Below are 18410 nucleotides of genomic sequence, written 5' to 3' on the forward strand. Positions count from 1 at the left end.
CGGATCCGAAGACAGGCACCTCCACATGACTTCTCGTTACAATCAGTCTTCTGTATATCCGAAATGCTCTTTGACTTTCTGATATGTCGTTTTGTCGTTGAGCATGTAGGCAGCCAGCGGGACGGTTGTCATCCCTTTCTCCCAATAGCCATCATCAACATCCGTCACACTTCTCTTCCATGCAACGCCTATAAACACTTCTTTATTGGAATCGAGCTTCTGCTTTAGTTCTTCGGATTGCCATGATGCATCAGATACGGGTGTCGGAATGCCATCGGCCATCACTTTGAAGTTCTTCATTGGCACCGCAGTGGACGTGCATTTTCCTATGCCAACGAATCCGCATCCGGCAATGTAGCAGTAAACCGTGTCTCCAACTTGAACGTTGTAGATCGATTTTCCGCTGCCGCCAAGGCTCGCGGACAAGAACCCGTATTTCAAGGCATCAGGCCAACTTCTTTCCGCGTAGCCAATCGTGAATTCGCGTCCTTTTTCGTTTTTGAAAAAAGCTTTTTCTTCATCGTCGTCCCAGCCGCCTGCAATATTCTTGATGTCATTCGGATTCCAAATGTCACTGGCCATTTTCAAATAAATCTCAGCTCGGTCAACAATGCTCTGCCTATCGAAATCGGGAATATCTCGGAAGCCATATTTGGCAACGACTGTCGAAAGAAAACTCGGGTTTTTCGAGTATGCCGTACTACTCAATGCTTGAGCAAGAATGTTGTCTCCCGCATACTTTTGAACCTTCTCCGAGTATTTCATTGCCTGGTAGCTTCTGTTCTTGTCACGAGTGAGCAGAATCAGGTTCCCGATCAGATTGCGAGTGGACTCGAAATCCTCAAGATCCGCAAAACCATCTTTGTAATCCTCGTATTTGTCGGGAAGAATATGTTCGATATCGTAAGTGTTTCCTTGTCGCTTACGGTCGACGTATTCTTCAAAGTGCGACGGATTGCCCATCAGCACGTTCACATAGGAAGTGAAGCGTGCAAGAATGTGCAGCATATACCGTTTGGAGAACTGATTCAGACCAAAACGGGTGATTCCTTCAACGGACATGCCCATACGACGAAGCGCACGAACATAAACCATACCAATTGTTTTGCAATCTGCATTGCGAATGTCCTGCATTACATGGAACAACTGGTATTTATTCGTATTCCAGTTGGCCTTTTTGAAATTCAAAATTCGGATGGTAGCGAAGTCATCTACGAATTTCGCCGTCATCCGTATCTTCTTTTGTATTATGTCATCAGTGTCATCATTTTTGATGGCGGCAATGGCGAGCATGGTTTGATAGGTCAAGTCCCGGTTTGCGTTATAGAAAACCTCTTCATATCCCGTCGTGAATTTACTGCCGTAATCCATCATTCGTAAATAGACGTCGGTAACACGCGTCATTTCGGTAAGAACAAAATTCTTGTAGTCATTCGGCTTGGCAAGCCCCATCACGGTACGGGCATTATTGCTTACCCAAGCATGGAATTTGTCCCCAAGAAGCTCATAGTCCTCATCTTTGGCACCGCGTTTGGTATCGCGCATACGGTTGGCGTACTTTGCGCGAAGCCAGATGGAGACAAACTCCACATCCTGCGTGTTCACCATACCGCTCGTATCATAGGAGGACGCGTTCTTGATACGGCTGATATTGCTCTGCCACTCCTGGTTGACCTTAATGCGATCCTCTTCAGCAACATGCTGAATGACGAAGGCCTTCATCATTTCAGCACTATTCAAGCTCAATCCGCGGTCGTTCATAGTAAGGAATATGGTGTGCGCTTCGTCTTCAGATGGTGTGTCGATTTCTAGAAGAAGCACTTTCTCTATCAGCCAGTTAATAAAGTAAGGTAGCGCTTCTCCTTTCAACTCATCCGGGAAAAGATCCTCAATATCCTGATATCGATCAAGCATATTCTGCACACTCTCACTCATGGGCAAGTAGGTTTGATCTTTCTGTAACAGAGCTTGCATGCAAGGCTTGCGATCCTCCACGTCGATATTGAAGCTTTTCTTACCGAAAGCCTTTGAAAAAATCATGTCATCCAACGGAACAATAAGATCCTCGTCCTCAACTGTTTCCTTCTGCAGGTTGTTCAAGTAAATGATGAGCAACGTCAACGAGGTCAGACGCTGCTGACCATCAATAAGCTTCTTTATGGATCCACCGGTGCAAATGATGCAACCCATGTAATAAAACCCGTAGTCCATGACCTCTTCTGGCGTATCATGATCATCCGGTTTATAGAATTCCTCAAAAGTGTTTTGAAAGTCAGCAAGCATCTGCTCAATTTGCTTCCTTCCCCACCGATATTCCCTTTGGAAATAATCAATGGTGTACTTTCGGCCACTCAGAATCGTTCTAAGCGTGTCTGTTTTATCGATTTTCTCCATAACTCTTTGCCCCATCAATTTGTTTTTCGGCTTTAAAATCTTCGGTGAATTCAGCCGAATCCATATGACCTCGTCGCAGACATTGATACGACATCTGGAAGTCATATTCACGATTGTTTCCGGAAACTATTATCCTCCGGCTCAGCCCGATAAAGGGAAACGACACGATGGTAATTCCGTCGCCGTTAGCAAACATCATACGGTTTTGCCATTTGCCAGCCAACGCTGCAGGGTTGCGGATTCCACTACAATGCAGCATTGGTTTCGTTCGATTGATACGGAAACGCGACCAACGACCGGCACACTGGCTCAGGGAGATGGGGTAAAGGATGACGAAGACTTCCAAGGATGCGGAAAACCTATGAGACCGGTCTCTCAATCGCCATTCATGCAAACCGGCGATTCAGTCCGCAGCACCATGCAAGCGGAATACATCAGGCTTCCCTTTTCGCCTTTCCCAGCCTCCTTGACAGTCTGGTAGCAGGCCGTTCCACGGCAAGATAGAACGCCTCCGCCACCAGAAGGCACAATGCAAACAAAACCACCGGGCGCAATAGACCCTGCACGGGAATGTACGGCACAATCCAGTCGCGGACGGGAAGATGGGTCAGATACAGGCTGAATGAAATGCGCCCCAGCCAACGGACAGGTGGCGTGGAAAGCAGGTTGGATACCACGTTGCAGGTAAGTGCGACCACCACCAATATCAGGCATCCGCACACGGCCAAAGGTTGGGCGACAATACCAGGCAGCAAACCGAAACCGCTTTGGCAAACCAAGACGATGCCACACAGGGCGAGCGGTACGGCAACGACGTCGCGCATCGTCTCGCGCCCGTTGTCCGTAAGCCGTTTCGCCAACGCGACGCCAAGCGCGAACATGGCCATGTGACGCAACGGCGGCCACTGCGTCCACTCCGACAACAGCACGCATGCGAGCGCAATGGGTGCCACGAATCGCATGTCGGTGGCGATGATGACGTATACGGGCAGGGCGAGGCTGAAAAGCAATTCCCAGCACATGCTCCATGATGGCAGGTCGACCATTGCCAATGTGGAACCGTCCACTCTGGTGCCGGCGGTGGTCATTGAAAGCATGTCGAGTTGGGTGAGCAGATTGTGGAGCCAGACTGATGGCGAGGATGTGCTGAACGCGTTTGCGTATTCTTCCGCTTTCCACCCCATATGCATGGCGATTGTGGAGACGATACAGCAGATCCCGATTACCGTGCAGGTGGGGATGGCGAGTCTGGCGATGCGACGCAGCTGGTAGCGAGGCCAGTTGTATGTGTCGATTCCGACGCGTAGCGGAACGATGGAAAGTACAAGTCCGCTGAGAATGAAGAATAGGGTGACGAATTGGGCGCCTGGCAATAGTTGGCGGAGGGTGCCTCCCGTGTAATGGTATGCGACCACTGCCAGGGCCGCGAGTCCTCTGAGCCCGTCCAAAGCGTATATGCGTGTGTCGGAGTCCTTCTCTTTTTCGTTCACGGGTGTACCCTATCACGTGCGCTGGCTGTCATACATCCGCCTACGTGCGTTTGGCGTGCGTTGTTCGGCGTGTGTTCGACAACAGTGCCATCGTCGAACACGACGCCACATAACTTCCATTCGTCTCTCTTCCCCGCCCGACTGTAGTGTCGGATCATATGGAGATCCGCGAATACGACATGATGACGGACGAGGCGCGCGGCATCCGCACGGCGGTGTTCGTCGTGGAGAAGGATTATCGTCCGGAATTCGACGAATGGGATGAGCCGGGCCGAGCCACGCATCTGCTGGCTTTTGGAAACGGCCGCGCCGTGGCGACATGCCGTCTCTACCCTGATCTCGACCATGCCGATCAACCCGGACGTTGGGTGATTGGTCGTTTGGCCGTGGTCGCCGACGAACGTGGCCATGGTATCGGCAAGACGGTGCTGGCCGAGGCGGAACGTCTCATCCGGAAGGCCGGTGGACATGTTGCCGCCGTACACTCCGAAGATAAGAATTTCGCGATGTATGAACATCTTGGCTACCGCATCACCAGCGAGCTTTTCGACAACGGTACGCATGGTTGGCTAGTCAAGGCATTGAACTGAATCCGGAGGAAGCGGCCATCACCTGCGAAAGCGTCCGACACGCGGTATCAGGTGATGGCCGCATATGGCATAATAGACACTTGGCGGAAAACCTCGGGTTTTATCGCCGTTCCCCCATGGTGTAATGGCAGCACACGGGTCTTTGGAACCCTTTGTCTTGGTTCGAGTCCAGGTGGGGGAGCAAAAAGGACTATGTCTAGGGGGCTATTCCGACCCCCTAGACATGACCGGTCCGAGTCCACCTATTCGTACTGGCACCCTCTCGGATACGGCTCGTCCGAATCCATCGCCTACGACCGAAATCTTGCCGTGCGGACGGCCTTTTCTTCGTAATTTGCTTGATTCCACGGTGCAAGGCGGCAATAGGTTGTGTTGAGCCAATGGATTAGCGATTATTCACAGATTGTGCATTGATTGCGCCTACCGTATGATTCGCAGTGTTGCAGATGACGGGGATTAGCCTACCGTTTCGGACAATCTCCGTGCGAACAGCGGAAGGCGCAAGACGCGCAAATGCTCGATTTCCTCGCTCATGGTACGCGGCGGATGGCGTTTGGAGCTGACCAGTCTGCGCATGGCGTCCATCGCTTCTTCTGGATGTGCATCGAACACGGAGGTAAGGAAAACATCCGGCGATTGAGCGTGCAGTCCGTACCTGGAAAGTTCGTCTGCGGGGAAATCCTTGAGGTTGAATGTAACGATGGTTTCCGCACCGGCCCGACGGGCGGCCGCGACCACATGCCCGTCGTTGGGGTCCGACAAATTCACGTCCGGTTCAAACCGCTCCCAATCCTCCGCCATGGTCATCGGAAAGGCCCTGCAGATCGCGTCAAGAAAACCGCGGGCCCGGACGTCGGGCACATGCCGCACTTCCATGATGGCCAAGCGTGCCTCGTCCATGACCCTCGCAGACCATGCTGGCTCGCGCAGACCAGCCTCGGCCAAGCTAAGCAGTGGGTCGATGATCCACGTAGGTACGAACAGGTTGGCGTCAAGCAGCGCAATCATAAGGGCACTCTACTTATCGAACCGGGACAGGTAATCCGAATAGTCGATGTCGTACGCGCCGTCCTCATCGGCGATGGAACGCATCTCATCCAACGCCTTGGATGTGGCCTCGTCGCGTCTGCGCTTGTAGTCGGTCACATCCGAAAGCCGCAAGAAACGGTAACTGCGCTCCCCCATGCGGGTGTACGGAATCATGCCCGCATCCAGCATGCGTGTGAGCGTGCGTTGGGAGACCCCAAGAATACGCGCCGCCTCGCCAGTCGTGATACGCTCGTCATCCGCCACCGCCCGTTCCGGCTCCGCAAGCAGAAACTCCCTAACGCGCCTGTAGTCGTCCGGCGTCAACGGGATACGCGTGCCGTCCACCCCTTGCAGGAACGCTCCGGGAACTCCGCCAGCAGAGCGCCGTGCCTTAGACCTCGTCCTATGGACTTTGCCACCCATCATCATGGTCATCGCAACCACCTCCATCCGTTTTCATCATACGGCAAATGGACACAATGGACAATATGTGGATCGGGATAATCTAGACTGCTTTCAGGTTCACCGCGGCCACCTTGACCGATACTTCTCCTTCTTCGGCGAATCCTCGTCGCCGTCGGCAATCGCGGTTTCGGAGGTCTTGCCGTTTCAGTAGCTCCAGTTGTTCCAATGCAGGCTCGCTCGGTCCGCGTTGTAGCCGAACGGAATCATGACGAACCGTTTTCGCGAGCGGCGAGAACGGCATTGCGAAGGTCCCTCGACCCTGCCAGCCCATGAATCGTCCCTCGCTTGGCATGTGCAGGTATCGAAGACTCGCCAGATCCGTGCAGCATCATTGCCTTGCGATTCCGGCGAAACGTCAAATCGGCCATGAGCGGCCAAAACCTCTTGACGCAAAAAACAACGCCGCCTTATAATCAGCCCATACTGCCGATAGATCGAATCGTCTGCAACCGAATCGAGAGGAGGCGAAATCATGTATGACGAGATTCCGAGTCTGCTGTATGTCGCCGGAGCTTTAATCACCGTGCTTTCATGGACTCTTTTCGCATTCTCGAAAACCATCCGTCCAGAAGGTCGAAGAGCCTTCATCCTGTGCCTCTCCGTTATCTGGATATTGTTCTTTGCGAGTTCGACACTGGCACTCGTGCCATATCCGCTTTTCGAGGCGTACTCAGGATTCATGGATCCCGATGTCCTCGATTTCTATGACCAGCCGGTCATACGGCTATTGCCGGCGGTGACCTGCGGAGTGAACCTGTGCGTGTCGGCAGGCTGTTCCATGGTTCTTGTAGGCAAGCGTTCGAAGCGATAGGCCTTCGCTCCGGATGCCGACGGAAGGTCAATCCCCACTGGTGCAGAAAAAGGCCGAGTCCGTCCACGTCGAGACCGACAGAAATCCATTGGTCTTTCCATTCAAAACGACGCAAAGTCTGCCGTTCGCGTTGAGACCGGCAGACGAGCCGCACTTCTTCTGCTTGAAACGACGCAAACCGGGCTGCCAGCGTTGAAATCAACAGAAAACCGTTGACTTTTCTGCTCGAAACGACGATAAAGCTACCATTTGCATCGAAACCAGCAGAACAATCGCACTTCATCTACCCAAAACGACGCTGCGGCAGGCTGCGCAACAGAATATATGACCGTTTTTTATTCTTTCTTTAAGATGAACCGATGAGTCTACAATAGAAATGGCGATTGCGGCATGACGTACGCATACTTTCCTGCCTATAGTGAAGGCACAACAGAAAAACAACAGAAGATACAGAGACAAGAAAACAACGAAGCGACGAGCCGCGCGACGCAGAAGAAGACAAAAGAAGAAGACAGGCGGCCGTCCGAAAGGAAACACCATGAAGAACGACACCTTCAACCAGATCATCAACGCCAACCTCGCCTCCATCGACCCGGGCTTCGGCCAGTTCGCACTCGCCAAGGCCTCCTCCGACCTGATGAAGAAGGTCCTCAACAAGTAAGGCTTTCCCGATTCCAACGAATCACATGGCGGGCTGCCGCGTCTACCGCAGTGGTCGTGGGCGGCCGCCTGGGCTATCGGGCATATGAGGACCACAGGACGGCCATGGCGCGCGGAACGTGCGTGTCGGCGGCCGCCGATCTGGACAGGGCCGCCAAAGAGTGTAGGAATCTGCTCGGCGCGGACGCGACAAAGTCGGCAAGACCCTCGAGCATCATACAGATCGACCGGAACCTGCTCGAGACCAAGCTCGACCGCCTGGTCGCCGAGAAGGTCACCGAACCATTGAACGCGATGCCCGGCGCTTCAGGCCGACGAGATCGCCAACGCCGCCAGATACGAGCGCGCCGGGGAGCGGAAGGCGTACCGCGCCGGCCACTACGACCGGAGCCTGACCGCCAAGGCCGGCAGGCTCGGCCTGAAGGTGCCCAAGCTCAAGGGCGAGGTCTTCGAATCCGCGGTCATCGAGCGCCACAGACGGCGCGAGGAAAGCGTCGACCCGCCGCTATCTCGACAGGTCCCGGCTCGATGACAAACTCGCGGAAGCGAACTGATCATCGTGCCATGGACGGCCATGGTCCAAAGTGCACATCTTTTCGGGCACTACCGAGAAGGTCCCAGCTTTACAGGGGGTATTAATGACCTTTATCTCACGGGCGGCGCGCTATGTGCTCAGAAAACGAGTGCGCACCGCGGTGCTGTTCATTGTGCTGACCATCATAACGGCGAGTATGCTGTCCGCAACCGCGGTTTCTCAGGCAGCTCAACATGAGGCCGGACAGATTGAAAAACAGGCGGTCGGCGGATTCGTGCTGGCCAGTAACCTGCAAGGCAGCATGCTGACGCCTCGCGGAGGCGGAATGGTTCGTCCCGCTGATGTGCAACGAATCTCGAAGCTGTCCGGGGTTGGCTCGTGCATGGTCAGGCAGAACGCCACCGCCGATCTCGTGGGAGCCAGCGTGGTGAAGGTCCCCGGCGGCGATGATTACGATGCGGAGAAAGAACAGCAGTTCGGCAATACGGCCAACGTCATAGGCACAAACGATTCGTCAAAACTCAATGTGTTCACGTCCCACACGCTCGGCATGGTCGAAGGACGTCATCTAAAGGCGTCCGATAAGCATATGTCGATGGTCCATGAGGATCTCGCCAAAACCAATGGGCTTAAAGTCGGCGATACCCTCACGCTCAAGGCCAATCCATATGATGCCGACAATGAGTCGCATTCGACGGCAACTGTCAAAACCACCATCGTCGGAATATTCAAAGGGGACAGCGACAGAAAGGTATCCAGCCGCGCGGAACTCACCTCCAACACTGTGTACACCGATTTGGACACTACAAGTACTCTGTACCAGTACAAGGCCGGCAAGGAAATATACCAGGATGCCACTTTCGTTCTGGACAGGGGTGTCGACGTGGAGAAAACCATGGAAGCGGCGAAGAAGCTTCCGGTGGATTGGAACAACTACCAGATCACGCGCAATGACCAATATACGTCGAGCATGCTGAATGCCGCCCGAAGTGTGCGCTCCATGATGCGCGGCGCTTTGATCGGCGTGACCATCTCGGCAGTGATAGTCCTCAGCCTCATGCTCTTGCTGTGGATGAACGACCGACGTCAGGAGATGGGCGTATTGGTGTCCCTCGGCATCGGCAAGCCATCCCTGATCGCCCAATATCTAACCGAGATGATTCTGATCGGCCTGCCGTCCCTGGTCCTCGGATGGCTGTGCGCACGGGGAGCGGCCCAATGGCTTGGCACCTCGGCCCTCCGTTCCGTGAACGCCTCCGCGGCGAAGGAACTGAGCAGCATGGGACAGGTCGGCGGCGATCTTGAGTCCAATATGTCGGTTCGTACCTTGGATTCGCTCACGGTATCGATCGACACAACCGCCGTACTGTATGTATCGCTCGGCCTGCTGGCGGTGATGCTGGTATGCGTCGCCATATCGTGCATACCGATGCTGCGCAAGTCGCCACGAAGCCTGTCGGAGCTCCGATGACGGGCATGAACGTGTGGAAGCGTGCCACGCTGGCAATCGTACGTAAACCGGTACGCAGCGGAATCATCGGACTGTTGATGCTGATGGTTTTCACCAGTCTCGTGGCTCAGGTCGGAGCGTCAACGGCGCTTCAGAAAATGTCCGACGATATCGGCGGAAGCCTGGGAATAGGTTTTACCGTCGACACCGGCGAGAATCCCGTCAGCCCAAAGGAAGCGAGCCGGTTCTCACGCATCCCCGGCGTAGGGAAAACCGTTTACGAACGTAAGACCCTGGCGCAGGTGGATGGCGCGCATCCGGTTGTCCCCGAACATGGTCCTCGACTGGATTCCGGCCTATCCACGCAGGTCAGCGTGCTGGGCACCACTGACTCCTCGTTGTCCGAAGAGTTCCAAAGCGGCCTGTACCGGTTGGAACAAGGACACCACATTTCAGGTAATGGCCGGAACGTACTGATTCACCGGGATTTCGCACGTGAGAATGGACTATCGGTGGAATCGACCTTCCGACTCAGTCAGGAAGGCCGCGATTCCACCGTTCGCGTGGCCGGAATCTTCTCTGGCAATGTACAGGCACAGAGCCCTATACCATCGGACGCATCGGAGAATCTCATCTATTCGGGCGCTCAAGTGGTTTCCGCGCTGACTGGAGAGGAACGGGTCGGCACGATCCGGTGCCTCTCGGATAATCCGCGGGATCTTTCCGCAGCAATGGCCCAAGCAAAAAAAATCGCCGGAAGCGAGTATGGCGTCACCGATGACTCGGCGCAGCTTTCCGGCGTGCTGCAGTCGGTGGAAACGGTACGCGATCTGGTCCGCATGGTGCTGTTGTCCGTCTGCCTGGCCGATGTGCTGGTATTGGGCATGGCGCTTGTCTTCTGGATTCGCTCACGCATCCATGAGATAGGCACCCTTCTGGCCCTCGGCATCGGCAAGATGCAGATTATCGCCCAGTTCGCGATCGAAACCGGTCTCATGGCTGTGGTCGCCGCCCTGTGCTCGCTGGGAACGGGCTCCCTATTGTCCGGTTACGTGTCCTCGCTCCTGCTGCACGATTCGGGAGTCGCACCTCTTGAATCATTGCAGGTGGAGGCTCTGCCGCCAGAACAGACGCTGCTCATCCTGCTGCTCGGATGCGCGGTCATCGCAATCGCGCTTGCCGTGTCGTGCGCCGCAGTGCTGGCCAAATCCCCGAAATCCATTCTTTCCTCTATGCGTTAGGAGATACTAATCATGACTATCTGTCTGCAATTGGACCATGTCAATTACTCATATGGCGCGGCGAAGATTCGCGTTCTTTCGGACGTGAACGCAGATTTCGAATCCGGAAAGATGTATGCGATAACCGGTCCATCGGGAGCGGGAAAGAGCACTTTGCTGTCTCTGTTGGCCGGTCTGGATGCCCCCTCTGATGGAGTGGTTCGTTTTGAGGGCGAGGATATAGCTACGACGGGTTATTCAAAGCACCGTCGCGAGCACGTGTCCTTGGTGTTCCAGGACCATAATCTGATCGACTATCTCACCCCCGAAGAGAATCTGCGCCTGGTCAATCCCAAGGCCGATATGAAGATCCTCGAGGATCTGGGTCTGAGCCGTGAGGAATCGAAGCGCAACATCATGCACTTGTCGGGTGGCCAACGTCAGCGGGTGGCGGTCGGCCGCGCCCTAGTGGCGCCCGGCCGCGCGATTCTGGCGGATGAACCGACTGGCAGCCTGGATCCGGAAATGACTGATGAGGTGATTGATCTTTTGCGGCATGCCGCTCATCAACTCGGTAAATGTGTCATTGTGGTGACGCATTCCAAACGTGTCGCCGATTCCGCCGATGCCGTTTACACCCTCAGACATAAGAAGCTAGCCAAGGCATAGCACTCTCGCACAGACCACGTCTTCCGTCGTGGCCGGCAAGAACCGCGCCAATGCCCCTTCCGCCATCGTCCTCGGCTGCGAAACGGGTTCGGGATTGCGTCGTGGATCGGTGACGTTTTTGGGACTCGTCGCCGATCCATGACGCCCATGCCGACCCCCGTCCTGATTCGCACTCGCCCTGATCGGACCACACGCCCGTCCGGCATCGACAGAAGTAAGAACGGCCGGGACATGCCCCGGAAAGAAACGAACCCGCCTCATCGAAAAGGAACCAAAAATGACCGCACGACACATCGACGCCACGGACAAGACGGACGGAAGCCATGTCGTCAAGATCCTATGGAACGAAAACGACGGCGAACGGGAACTGACCGTCCGCATGCCGGCAGCCGGAACGGACGCCACGGACCGCGTGGACGTGGACCTCCTGCCCGTCCCGGGAGAGGATCCCGCCACGACGATGGACGATGCCGTCGCGGCGTTGGAGGGATTCCTCGGCAACAACAAGTACATCCACATCGATGGGGACGACGTCAGAAGCGTCTGCGTCGGCGCCCTGACCACGGTCATCCGCGTGGAAAGCGGGTCGTCGACGGGCATCGTGGAGGCGCTCGACGGACGGTTCCATGATTCGAGCGTCGCATCCGACGAGGTCACGGGAGCGATAATCGCCATCGAAGGTCCGAAGAGCCTCCAACTGTCCGACGCCACGGCGATCGTCGGCGGTGTGCAGAAGCGCCTCACCGACAAGGTCGAGATCATATGGGGCCTGAATTTCACCGACGAGGACGTCCTGCGCGCCACCGTACTGCTCGCAATACAACAGAAATAAAGAACACGACGGGTTTGCATGCAGGAAAATCAAACATCATCGGAATGCCTGTTGCACTTACAAGTACGAGTCCCCATGCTAACCGCTGGTTTCCATGTCACCGGGGCGTCTTTTATCCGTTTATCCGCGTCAACACGACCCGCACGGTCAGGCAATTCGGGTCGGACTCCCCTGTGGTTTCGCTGAAGAAAACCGGGGGTGCTACCCAATCAGCTGTTGTGGGATTTGCGCCAGATGAGATACGAGTAAACATACATGGCTGCGACCGAGCCAATCGCAAGCACCATAATCACTGCCAGAATCCAGGTTTCGGGCAATATACCTCCTAAAAATCCCAGCACAATCAGGCTAACGCCCACCACCATGAAACAGGCTCCGCCGAAACGGTGGGTGCGGCGCCAGTTGTCGGGGTCGTCGAACGCCCATGGCGTTTTGATGCCGAGCGTGTAGTTTTGCCGCACACGAGGTAGATAATTACCCATGCCGATGAAGAACGCGCCGATCGCCCCGGACACGATGACGTTGACCGCGCCCTTGCCAGGAAGGAGGTTCCAGACGGTGAGTTCCCCAAGCCAGCTGATGGCGCACATGAATACCGTGAACGAGATCACGAATCCTTGGTAGAATCCGCCGAACTTGGCATATGCGGCACCTTTCGGATCAATGCGCGGCACCACATAGAACAGTGCGAGAAACGTCAATGGAAGCGCACCCAGAACGGATGCCATCCAACGTGGCCCCCATCCGTTCACACCGCCGTCAGCACCCCAATGCATGGGAATGCGCTCAGGTAGCCCCGGCATGGCGGCAAGATGCGCCACGACGTTCAGCGCGCAAAGCAGCATGAGGACGACCCATACACGGGCCGGAATACCGGTCGAGGCTTTGGTTGTCTCGGGTTTTTCCTGCTTTTGCATTGTCAGACCTTTCATTGCCTGTCTTCCGGATCGTCCGCGAAGCCCATGAACCATCCGACCAAGTCCTGCATAACTGTGGTATTGAGGCTGTACACGATGTTCTGCCCATGTCGTTCGTCCGTTACGAGACCAGCGTTCCTAAGAGTCGCCAGATGGTGACTGAGCGATGGCTTGCTGATGTCGAAATGCTCCGCGAGCTCCCCCGCGGTCATATCCCCCGCACGCAGCAGCTCGAGGATACGACGCCGCGTGGGGTCGGCGAGCGCCTTGAATCCTTCTCCTGCCATCATCGCTCTCTTTCCAGTATCGGATTGCGATATTCATCCTACCAGATATTTAGACGTTTGTCTAAATATCTAAAATACGGAAGTCTGAAAACGTCATGGAAACCGAAATCTCGTTTTTTCGGAGCAACGCTGATGTCAAGGAACGGCGCCTTCCAGCAGACTCGGCAATAATCCCACGCCATAGGCGGCAACATGGGCGGAACCGCGCAAGACAAGGAGGTCCCGAATGGAATACATTCGAATTACCAGAGACAACATCGATGCAGAGCACGTCTGCTGCGCCATGTCCGGCAAACAGGCCCTTGCGAAAAAGGAGTGGCTCAAACGTCGATTCGACGAAGGATTGATCTTCTACCGCAGCGTAGAACGCGGAAAATGCTTCATCGAATATATCCCCGCGGAGAACGCGTGGGTTCCTATCCAAGCGGATGGGTATCTTTACATCGACTGTCTATGGGTCGCCGGCTCCATGAAAGGGCACGGATATTCCAACGACCTGTTACGGGGGGTGCGTGAGGGATGCGAAGGAGCAGGGGCGGAAGGGATTGTGTATTTTGTCTGCCGAAGGACGCAAGCGCGAATTCCTCTCCGACGCGAAATACCTTGCGCACAAGGGTTTCATGGTTGCGGACACGTCATCATGCGGAATCATGCTCATGTACCTGCCGTTCGGTTCGGACACGGAGCCTCCGCAATTCAAAGAATGCGCCAAATATCCCACGGCGGATGGTGATGGATTCGTTCTCTATTACACGGACCAGTGTCCGTTCACCCACTACTGGGTGCCACGCGTGGAAGCGGTGGCGGAAGAGCACAGCATTCCATTAAAAACCATTCACATCATCAGCCGTGAGCAGGCCCAGAATACGCCAGCTCCGGTCACGACCTACGCGCTGTTCAAGGACGGCGAGTTCCTGACTCAAGGCATCCAGTCCGACAAGAAGTTCCTGAAGCTCGCAGGCGTACAGGTCTGATGCCGGCCTGACGTTTTTTAAGATGCGGGGGCATCATGACGTTCCGCACGCATTACCATTCGAACAAGTCGGATCGGCCCGTACGGCATGGCGGAAACACCCCCACCCGCGCAACCGTCAGCGTGCAATGCAGCGAAAAGCATAAAGAAAACGGGTTCCGAATGAACCGGAACCCGTATAACGTAAAACCTCGAAATATCTGAAGTGTCAGAAGTATCCGAGTTTCCTAGAAAATCAGGCGAACAGGAAGCCCTGGCCGTGATGTTCCGGATACGTGTCGAACAGTTCGGCAACGGAACCGTCTTCGAACACGGCGCGGATGGCACTTGCCAGCAACGGCGCGATCGACAGAACAGTCAGACCGTCCCAACGCTTTTCTTCCGGAATCGGCACGGTATCGGTGAGCACGACCTCGCGTGCGCCGCAGTTCTTCAGTCGGTCCACGGCCGGGCCGGACAGCACGCCATGCGTGGCGACGACGGTCACCGACTTGGCTCCGGCATCCTTAAGCACGTTGCATGCGCCGGCGATGGTGCCCGCGGTGTCAATCAGGTCGTCGACAAGCACGCAGTCCTTGCCTGCGACGTCGCCGACCACACGGTTGGCGACCGCCTGGTTCGGGCGGGTGATGTCGCGGGTCTTGTGCACGAAGGCGAGCGGACCGCCGCCGAGGCGCTGCGCCCACTGTTCGGCAACACGGATACGACCGGCGTCCGGGGAGACGACAGCGACGTTGTCAAGTTGGTTGGAGAAACGGTCACGGATGTAATCGACCAGCACCGGCATGGCGATGAGATGATCGACCGGGCCGTCAAAGAAGCCTTGCGACTGCGCCGCATGCAGATCGACGCTCATGATGCGGTCGGCGCCTGCGGTCTTGAGCAGGTCAAACACCAGACGGCAGGAGATGGGCTCGCGGCCGCGGTGCTTCTTATCCTGGCGGGAATAGCCCAGCAGCGGGCAGACCGCGGTGATGGAACGCGCGGAAGCACGCTTCAACGCATCAATCATGATGAGCTGTTCCATGATGGCCTGGTTGACCGGATTGGAATGGCTCTGCAGTACGAACACGTCCGCGCCACGCACGGACTCGGTGTAGCGCACGTACATTTCGCCGTTCGCAAAATCGTATGCTGTGGTTTCCAGAACATCAATGCCGAGCTGTTCGGCGACTTCCGCCGCCAGCTTCGGGTGTGCTCTGCCTGTGACAAGGATAAGGTTCTTATCCGGCTTTCCTTCAAGGATTGCGCTCACCGTGTCTCCAAACGTCTGTTCTAGCGAAGTGGATGTGACCCATACTAACCGGCCGCGCAGACCTCACCGACCCCGTGTGTTCGGGGGGGCCATGCGGACGGCCCCATCCATCTTCTATCGGTATAGGCCGTGTTTACCGATGTATTGCACCACGCCATCGGGTACGAGATACCAAACGGGTTCGCCATGTTCGGCGCGGCGACGCACATCCGTGGAGGAAATCGCCAAAGCGGGAATCTCCAGCGTATCCACCTTGCCTTCAGGTAATTTCACGCCGTCCGGCGAGGAATAACCGGGACGTGTCACGGCCACGAAATGCGCCAGCTCCCACATCTTGTTGGCGTCCTTCCATTGCATGATCTCCGCCACGGCGTCGGCACCGGTGATGAAGAACAGTTCCGCATCGGGATACTGGGCGCGGATGTCACGCAGGGTGTCGATGGTGTAGGTGACGCCGGGACGGTCGATGTCCACGCGCGACACGGTGAATTTCGGATTCGACGCGGTGGCGATGACCGTCATAAGGTACCGGTCCTCCGCATTGGTGACCTTCTTGTCCAACTTGAACACCGGCCGTCCGGTCGGCACGAAGATCACCTCGTCGAGGTCGTACACCCAGGACACTTCGGAGGCTGCGACCAAATGGCCGTTATGGATCGGATCGAAAGTGCCGCCCATGATGCCGATGCGCAACCGGTTGTGCCAGTTGCCTCGTGCGGACCTGCGTCCGGTGGTCACGGCTGATTGCGGCCGGTCTACGGATAGTTCCGACATGCGTCGTTCCGGCTCGACCACGTAGCTGACGGTCAGTTCGGGATCGGCCTCCGCAGATTCCGGCCGCATGCGTTTTGGTCCGGTCATGCGGACGCTCCGCTCTTTTGCGCGCCATCGGCCTGCTGTTCGGCCTGTTTCTCGGCCTGCTGCTCTTTGTCCGCGTCGGCGGTTTCCTGCTCGATGCTGTCCGCGGTCGGTGAGGCGTTGTCGGGATCGATCTTGTCCATATCCTCATCCCACTCGTCCTGCACCACACGTCGAATCTCGGCGAATGTCGGCAGCGGGAAATCCGGCTGGTATATACTGCGGATTCCGGCAACGCGCTCGGTGACACGAATCAGCGTGTCGGTCATGCCGACGATGTCATGATCTCGTTCCATCGCGCTGAACTTGGCGATGTGCTGTTCCATGACCCGCATCTGCTCGTCGATATCGTCAAGCTGGGCGGCATCGGGAGTGATGACGTCCGAAGCGTCGGTTTCGGGCCAGCCGATCAACACCGCGTCGGCGTATTCGAGCGAGGCGCGTTCGTCCGCGGACGCGATACCGTCTTCGACCTGCACAAGGAACACATACCGCACGATGCTCAATCGTTCGGATGCCAATCGCAATCTGAGCATTGGGTCGGTCAAGTCCGCGTTCCATGGGTTCTTGTTGTCCTGCATGGTGTGCTGCATATTGTCCTGCATGACTTCGTCGCTCATTCTCTCACCTGTCCTGTTCCGTAGCCAATCCATTTGGTCGTGGTCATCTCGTGCAGCCCCATCGGACCGCGCGCATGCATCTTCTGTGTGGAGATGCCAAGTTCCGCGCCGAATCCGAACACGCCGCCATCGGTGAAACGTGTGGAGGCGTTGACCATCACCACCGCCGAGTCGATGCGGGCGGTGAATTCCTCGATGGCCGAATAGTCTTCGGCGATGATGGATTCGGTGTGCCCGGTGGAGTGGCGGTTGATATGCGCGATGGCCTCGTCAAGCGAGTCGACCACCTTGATGCCGATTTTGAGTGCCAGATATTCGGTGTCCCAATCCTCGTCGGTGGCATGCACGAGTTGCGCATTTGCGATTCCGGCATGTTCGATGATGCCATACGCGCGTTCGTCGGCATGCATTTCGACTCCCGCTGCGGCGAGCGCTGCCGCGGCTTTCGGCAGGAAGCTTTCGGCGATGTCTTTGTGGACGAGGAGTTTTTCGGTGGCGTTGCATACGCCGACGCGTTGGGTTTTGGCGTTGATGAGGATGGGGATGGCTTTGTCGGGGTTGCCGGTGCGGTCGACGTAGATGTGCACGTTGCCGGCTCCGGTTTCGATGACGGGGACTTTGGAGTTGCGTACCACGGCTTGGATGAGTCCTGCTCCCCCGCGTGGGATGAGCACGTCGATGTGGCCGCGTGCTTCCATCATGGCGGTGGCGCCGTCGCGTCCGTATTGGTCTACGGTGGCGATCATGTTGTGGTCGTATCCGTGTTTGGTGAGTACGTCGGCGATGACGGCGAGTGTTGCCGCGTTGGTGTGTTCGGCCGCGTGTCCGCCGCGCAGCAGGACGGCGTTGCCGGATTTGATGCATAGGGAGGCAACGTCGACGGTGACGTTGGGGCGTGCTTCGTAGATCATGCCGAGCACGCCGATGGGGACGCGTACCTGCTGCAGTCGTAGGCCGTTTTCCAGATGGTATCCGCGTACGATTTCGCCGATGGGGTCTGGTAGGGATGCCACGTGGCGTACGCCTTGCGCGGCGGCGGTGATGCGCTGCTGGTCGAATTTGAGTCGGTCGAGTTTGCCGGCGTCCATGCCGTCGGTTTCGGCTTTGTTCATGTCGAGCGTGTTGGCTGCGGCGATGTCGTCCGCATGCTGGTCGAGTGCGTCGGCGATGGCGTTGAGCAGTTGGTTTTTGGCTTCGGTGTTTGCCTGGGCAAGTTGCGATTGCGCGGTGCGGGCTGCGTCGCCCATGGCGCATACTGCTTCGAACACGTCGGCGTTCATGGCGGTGCCTTGGTTCTGTGGATTCGTCATAGTCTCTTAGAATAGCGCGAAATCACGCCTCGCTGGGCAATGACG

Annotated in this window: 19 protein-coding genes, 1 tRNA gene and 1 pseudogene; 10 read left to right on the top strand and 11 right to left on the bottom strand. The window is 56.3% G+C overall.

What is annotated here, in order from left to right; genetic code table 11:
• Positions 1 to 42 precede the first annotated feature (42 nt).
• The 3 genes from BAD_RS04740 to BAD_RS04745 form a co-directional block, all read right to left on the bottom strand.
• On the bottom strand, positions 43 to 2394 hold the full coding sequence (locus BAD_RS04740) for a DUF262 domain-containing protein (protein ID WP_113736407.1): 2352 nt from the start codon (positions 2392 to 2394) through the stop codon (positions 43 to 45).
• Positions 2378 to 2740: a hypothetical protein gene (locus BAD_RS09000; protein ID WP_143245380.1), complete on the bottom strand. Its 363-nt coding sequence runs from the start codon at positions 2738 to 2740 to the stop codon at positions 2378 to 2380. Before BAD_RS09000 ends, BAD_RS04740 begins: the two co-directional genes overlap by 17 nt.
• An 88-nt stretch (positions 2741 to 2828) precedes the next feature.
• Positions 2829 to 3884 (bottom strand): acyltransferase family protein, encoded by a 1056-nt coding sequence (locus tag BAD_RS04745; RefSeq protein ID WP_070105414.1) that lies wholly within the window; start codon positions 3882 to 3884, stop codon positions 2829 to 2831.
• 158 nt (positions 3885 to 4042) lie between these two features.
• On the opposite strand from BAD_RS04745, the gene BAD_RS04750 reads away from it, so the two are divergent.
• Together BAD_RS04750 and BAD_RS04755 are read left to right on the top strand one after the other, a co-directional pair.
• Positions 4043 to 4474, top strand: coding sequence for a GNAT family N-acetyltransferase (locus BAD_RS04750; protein WP_041777318.1), 432 nt, complete (start codon positions 4043 to 4045; stop codon positions 4472 to 4474).
• Positions 4475 to 4584: 110 nt separating this feature from the next.
• A tRNA-Gln gene (locus BAD_RS04755) sits at positions 4585 to 4655 on the top strand.
• A 275-nt stretch (positions 4656 to 4930) separates the two neighbouring features.
• Here the strand turns inward: BAD_RS04755 and BAD_RS04760 are convergent.
• A complete protein-coding gene (locus BAD_RS04760) occupies positions 4931 to 5482 on the bottom strand; it encodes a PIN domain-containing protein (RefSeq protein WP_041777319.1) in 552 nt (183 codons plus the stop codon).
• 9 nt (positions 5483 to 5491) lie between these two features.
• A complete protein-coding gene (locus tag BAD_RS08640; protein ID WP_158001455.1) occupies positions 5492 to 5938 on the bottom strand; it encodes a helix-turn-helix domain-containing protein in 447 nt (148 codons plus the stop codon).
• Between the two features lie 502 nt (positions 5939 to 6440).
• Between BAD_RS08640 and BAD_RS04770 the strand changes: the two genes are divergently transcribed.
• From BAD_RS04770 to BAD_RS08645, 7 genes and pseudogenes are all read left to right on the top strand, one after another.
• On the top strand, positions 6441 to 6779 hold the full coding sequence (locus tag BAD_RS04770; protein ID WP_003807079.1) for a hypothetical protein: 339 nt from the start codon (positions 6441 to 6443) through the stop codon (positions 6777 to 6779).
• 538 nt (positions 6780 to 7317) lie between these two features.
• Positions 7318 to 7440, top strand: coding sequence for a hypothetical protein (locus tag BAD_RS09385; RefSeq protein ID WP_003807087.1), 123 nt, complete (start codon positions 7318 to 7320; stop codon positions 7438 to 7440).
• A gap of 170 nt (positions 7441 to 7610) precedes the next feature.
• Positions 7611 to 7947 (top strand): annotated as a pseudogene (locus BAD_RS09005) (transposase); the annotation flags it as partial.
• A gap of 130 nt (positions 7948 to 8077) precedes the next feature.
• Positions 8078 to 9445: an ABC transporter permease gene (locus BAD_RS04775; protein ID WP_011743252.1), complete on the top strand. Its 1368-nt coding sequence runs from the start codon at positions 8078 to 8080 to the stop codon at positions 9443 to 9445.
• Positions 9442 to 10665 (top strand): ABC transporter permease, encoded by a 1224-nt coding sequence (locus BAD_RS04780; RefSeq protein WP_041777320.1) that lies wholly within the window; start codon positions 9442 to 9444, stop codon positions 10663 to 10665. Before BAD_RS04775 ends, BAD_RS04780 begins: the two co-directional genes overlap by 4 nt.
• 12 nt (positions 10666 to 10677) lie before the next feature.
• Complete coding sequence (locus BAD_RS04785) at positions 10678 to 11313, top strand: ABC transporter ATP-binding protein (RefSeq protein WP_003807101.1); 636 nt, start codon at positions 10678 to 10680, stop codon at positions 11311 to 11313.
• Positions 11314 to 11590: 277 nt separating this feature from the next.
• Positions 11591 to 12145 (top strand): hypothetical protein, encoded by a 555-nt coding sequence (locus BAD_RS08645; RefSeq protein WP_050731455.1) that lies wholly within the window; start codon positions 11591 to 11593, stop codon positions 12143 to 12145.
• Between the two features lie 209 nt (positions 12146 to 12354).
• Here the strand turns inward: BAD_RS08645 and BAD_RS04800 are convergent, their stop codons facing one another.
• The gene (locus BAD_RS04800; protein ID WP_011743255.1) at positions 12355 to 13062 is read right to left on the bottom strand and encodes an SdpI family protein; all 708 of its coding nucleotides are present in this window, start codon (positions 13060 to 13062) and stop codon (positions 12355 to 12357) included.
• An 11-nt stretch (positions 13063 to 13073) separates the two neighbouring features.
• Entirely contained in the window at positions 13074 to 13352 is a 279-nt protein-coding gene (locus BAD_RS04805) for an autorepressor SdpR family transcription factor (RefSeq protein WP_011743256.1), read from the bottom strand.
• Between the two features lie 551 nt (positions 13353 to 13903).
• Here BAD_RS04805 and BAD_RS09185 point away from each other — a divergent pair.
• A complete protein-coding gene (locus tag BAD_RS09185) occupies positions 13904 to 14323 on the top strand; it encodes a YoaP domain-containing protein (protein WP_197524280.1) in 420 nt (139 codons plus the stop codon).
• 234 nt (positions 14324 to 14557) lie between these two features.
• Here BAD_RS09185 and BAD_RS04815 read toward each other — a convergent pair whose 3' ends face one another.
• The 4 genes from BAD_RS04815 to BAD_RS04830 form a co-directional block, all read right to left on the bottom strand.
• On the bottom strand, positions 14558 to 15577 hold the full coding sequence (locus tag BAD_RS04815) for a ribose-phosphate diphosphokinase (RefSeq protein WP_003810218.1): 1020 nt from the start codon (positions 15575 to 15577) through the stop codon (positions 14558 to 14560).
• A gap of 114 nt (positions 15578 to 15691) precedes the next feature.
• Positions 15692 to 16420 (bottom strand): nicotinate-nucleotide adenylyltransferase, encoded by a 729-nt coding sequence (gene nadD, locus BAD_RS04820; RefSeq protein WP_003810221.1) that lies wholly within the window; start codon positions 16418 to 16420, stop codon positions 15692 to 15694.
• A gap of 14 nt (positions 16421 to 16434) precedes the next feature.
• Entirely contained in the window at positions 16435 to 17055 is a 621-nt protein-coding gene (locus tag BAD_RS04825) for a hypothetical protein (protein WP_021899016.1), read from the bottom strand.
• The gene (locus BAD_RS04830; protein ID WP_041777321.1) at positions 17052 to 18365 is read right to left on the bottom strand and encodes a glutamate-5-semialdehyde dehydrogenase; all 1314 of its coding nucleotides are present in this window, start codon (positions 18363 to 18365) and stop codon (positions 17052 to 17054) included. Before BAD_RS04830 ends, BAD_RS04825 begins: the two co-directional genes overlap by 4 nt.
• Positions 18366 to 18410 lie beyond the last annotated feature (45 nt).

The organism is Bifidobacterium adolescentis ATCC 15703, from assembly GCF_000010425.1.
Classification (GTDB): domain Bacteria; phylum Actinomycetota; class Actinomycetes; order Actinomycetales; family Bifidobacteriaceae; genus Bifidobacterium; species Bifidobacterium adolescentis.

Excerpts from the sequence above, each read along its gene's own strand:
- BAD_RS08640 (WP_158001455.1), bottom strand. The coding sequence starts at position 5,938 with ATGACCATGATGATGGGTGGCAAAGTCCATAGGACGAGGTCTAAGGCA.
- BAD_RS09385 (WP_003807087.1), top strand. The coding sequence starts at position 7,318 with ATGAAGAACGACACCTTCAACCAGATCATCAACGCCAACCTCGCCTCC.
- BAD_RS04830 (WP_041777321.1), bottom strand. The coding sequence starts at position 18,365 with ATGACGAATCCACAGAACCAAGGCACCGCCATGAACGCCGACGTGTTC.
- BAD_RS04800 (WP_011743255.1), bottom strand. The coding sequence starts at position 13,062 with ATGCAAAAGCAGGAAAAACCCGAGACAACCAAAGCCTCGACCGGTATT.
- BAD_RS04825 (WP_021899016.1), bottom strand. The coding sequence starts at position 17,055 with ATGAGCGACGAAGTCATGCAGGACAATATGCAGCACACCATGCAGGAC.
- BAD_RS04780 (WP_041777320.1), top strand. The coding sequence starts at position 9,442 with ATGACGGGCATGAACGTGTGGAAGCGTGCCACGCTGGCAATCGTACGT.
- BAD_RS04785 (WP_003807101.1), top strand. The coding sequence starts at position 10,678 with ATGACTATCTGTCTGCAATTGGACCATGTCAATTACTCATATGGCGCG.
- BAD_RS04805 (WP_011743256.1), bottom strand. The coding sequence starts at position 13,352 with ATGATGGCAGGAGAAGGATTCAAGGCGCTCGCCGACCCCACGCGGCGT.
- BAD_RS04750 (WP_041777318.1), top strand. The coding sequence starts at position 4,043 with ATGGAGATCCGCGAATACGACATGATGACGGACGAGGCGCGCGGCATC.
- BAD_RS08645 (WP_050731455.1), top strand. The coding sequence starts at position 11,591 with ATGACCGCACGACACATCGACGCCACGGACAAGACGGACGGAAGCCAT.
- BAD_RS04740 (WP_113736407.1), bottom strand. The coding sequence starts at position 2,394 with ATGGAGAAAATCGATAAAACAGACACGCTTAGAACGATTCTGAGTGGC.
- BAD_RS04775 (WP_011743252.1), top strand. The coding sequence starts at position 8,078 with ATGACCTTTATCTCACGGGCGGCGCGCTATGTGCTCAGAAAACGAGTG.
- BAD_RS04760 (WP_041777319.1), bottom strand. The coding sequence starts at position 5,482 with ATGATTGCGCTGCTTGACGCCAACCTGTTCGTACCTACGTGGATCATC.
- nadD (WP_003810221.1), bottom strand. The coding sequence starts at position 16,420 with ATGCGGCCGGAATCTGCGGAGGCCGATCCCGAACTGACCGTCAGCTAC.
- BAD_RS04770 (WP_003807079.1), top strand. The coding sequence starts at position 6,441 with ATGTATGACGAGATTCCGAGTCTGCTGTATGTCGCCGGAGCTTTAATC.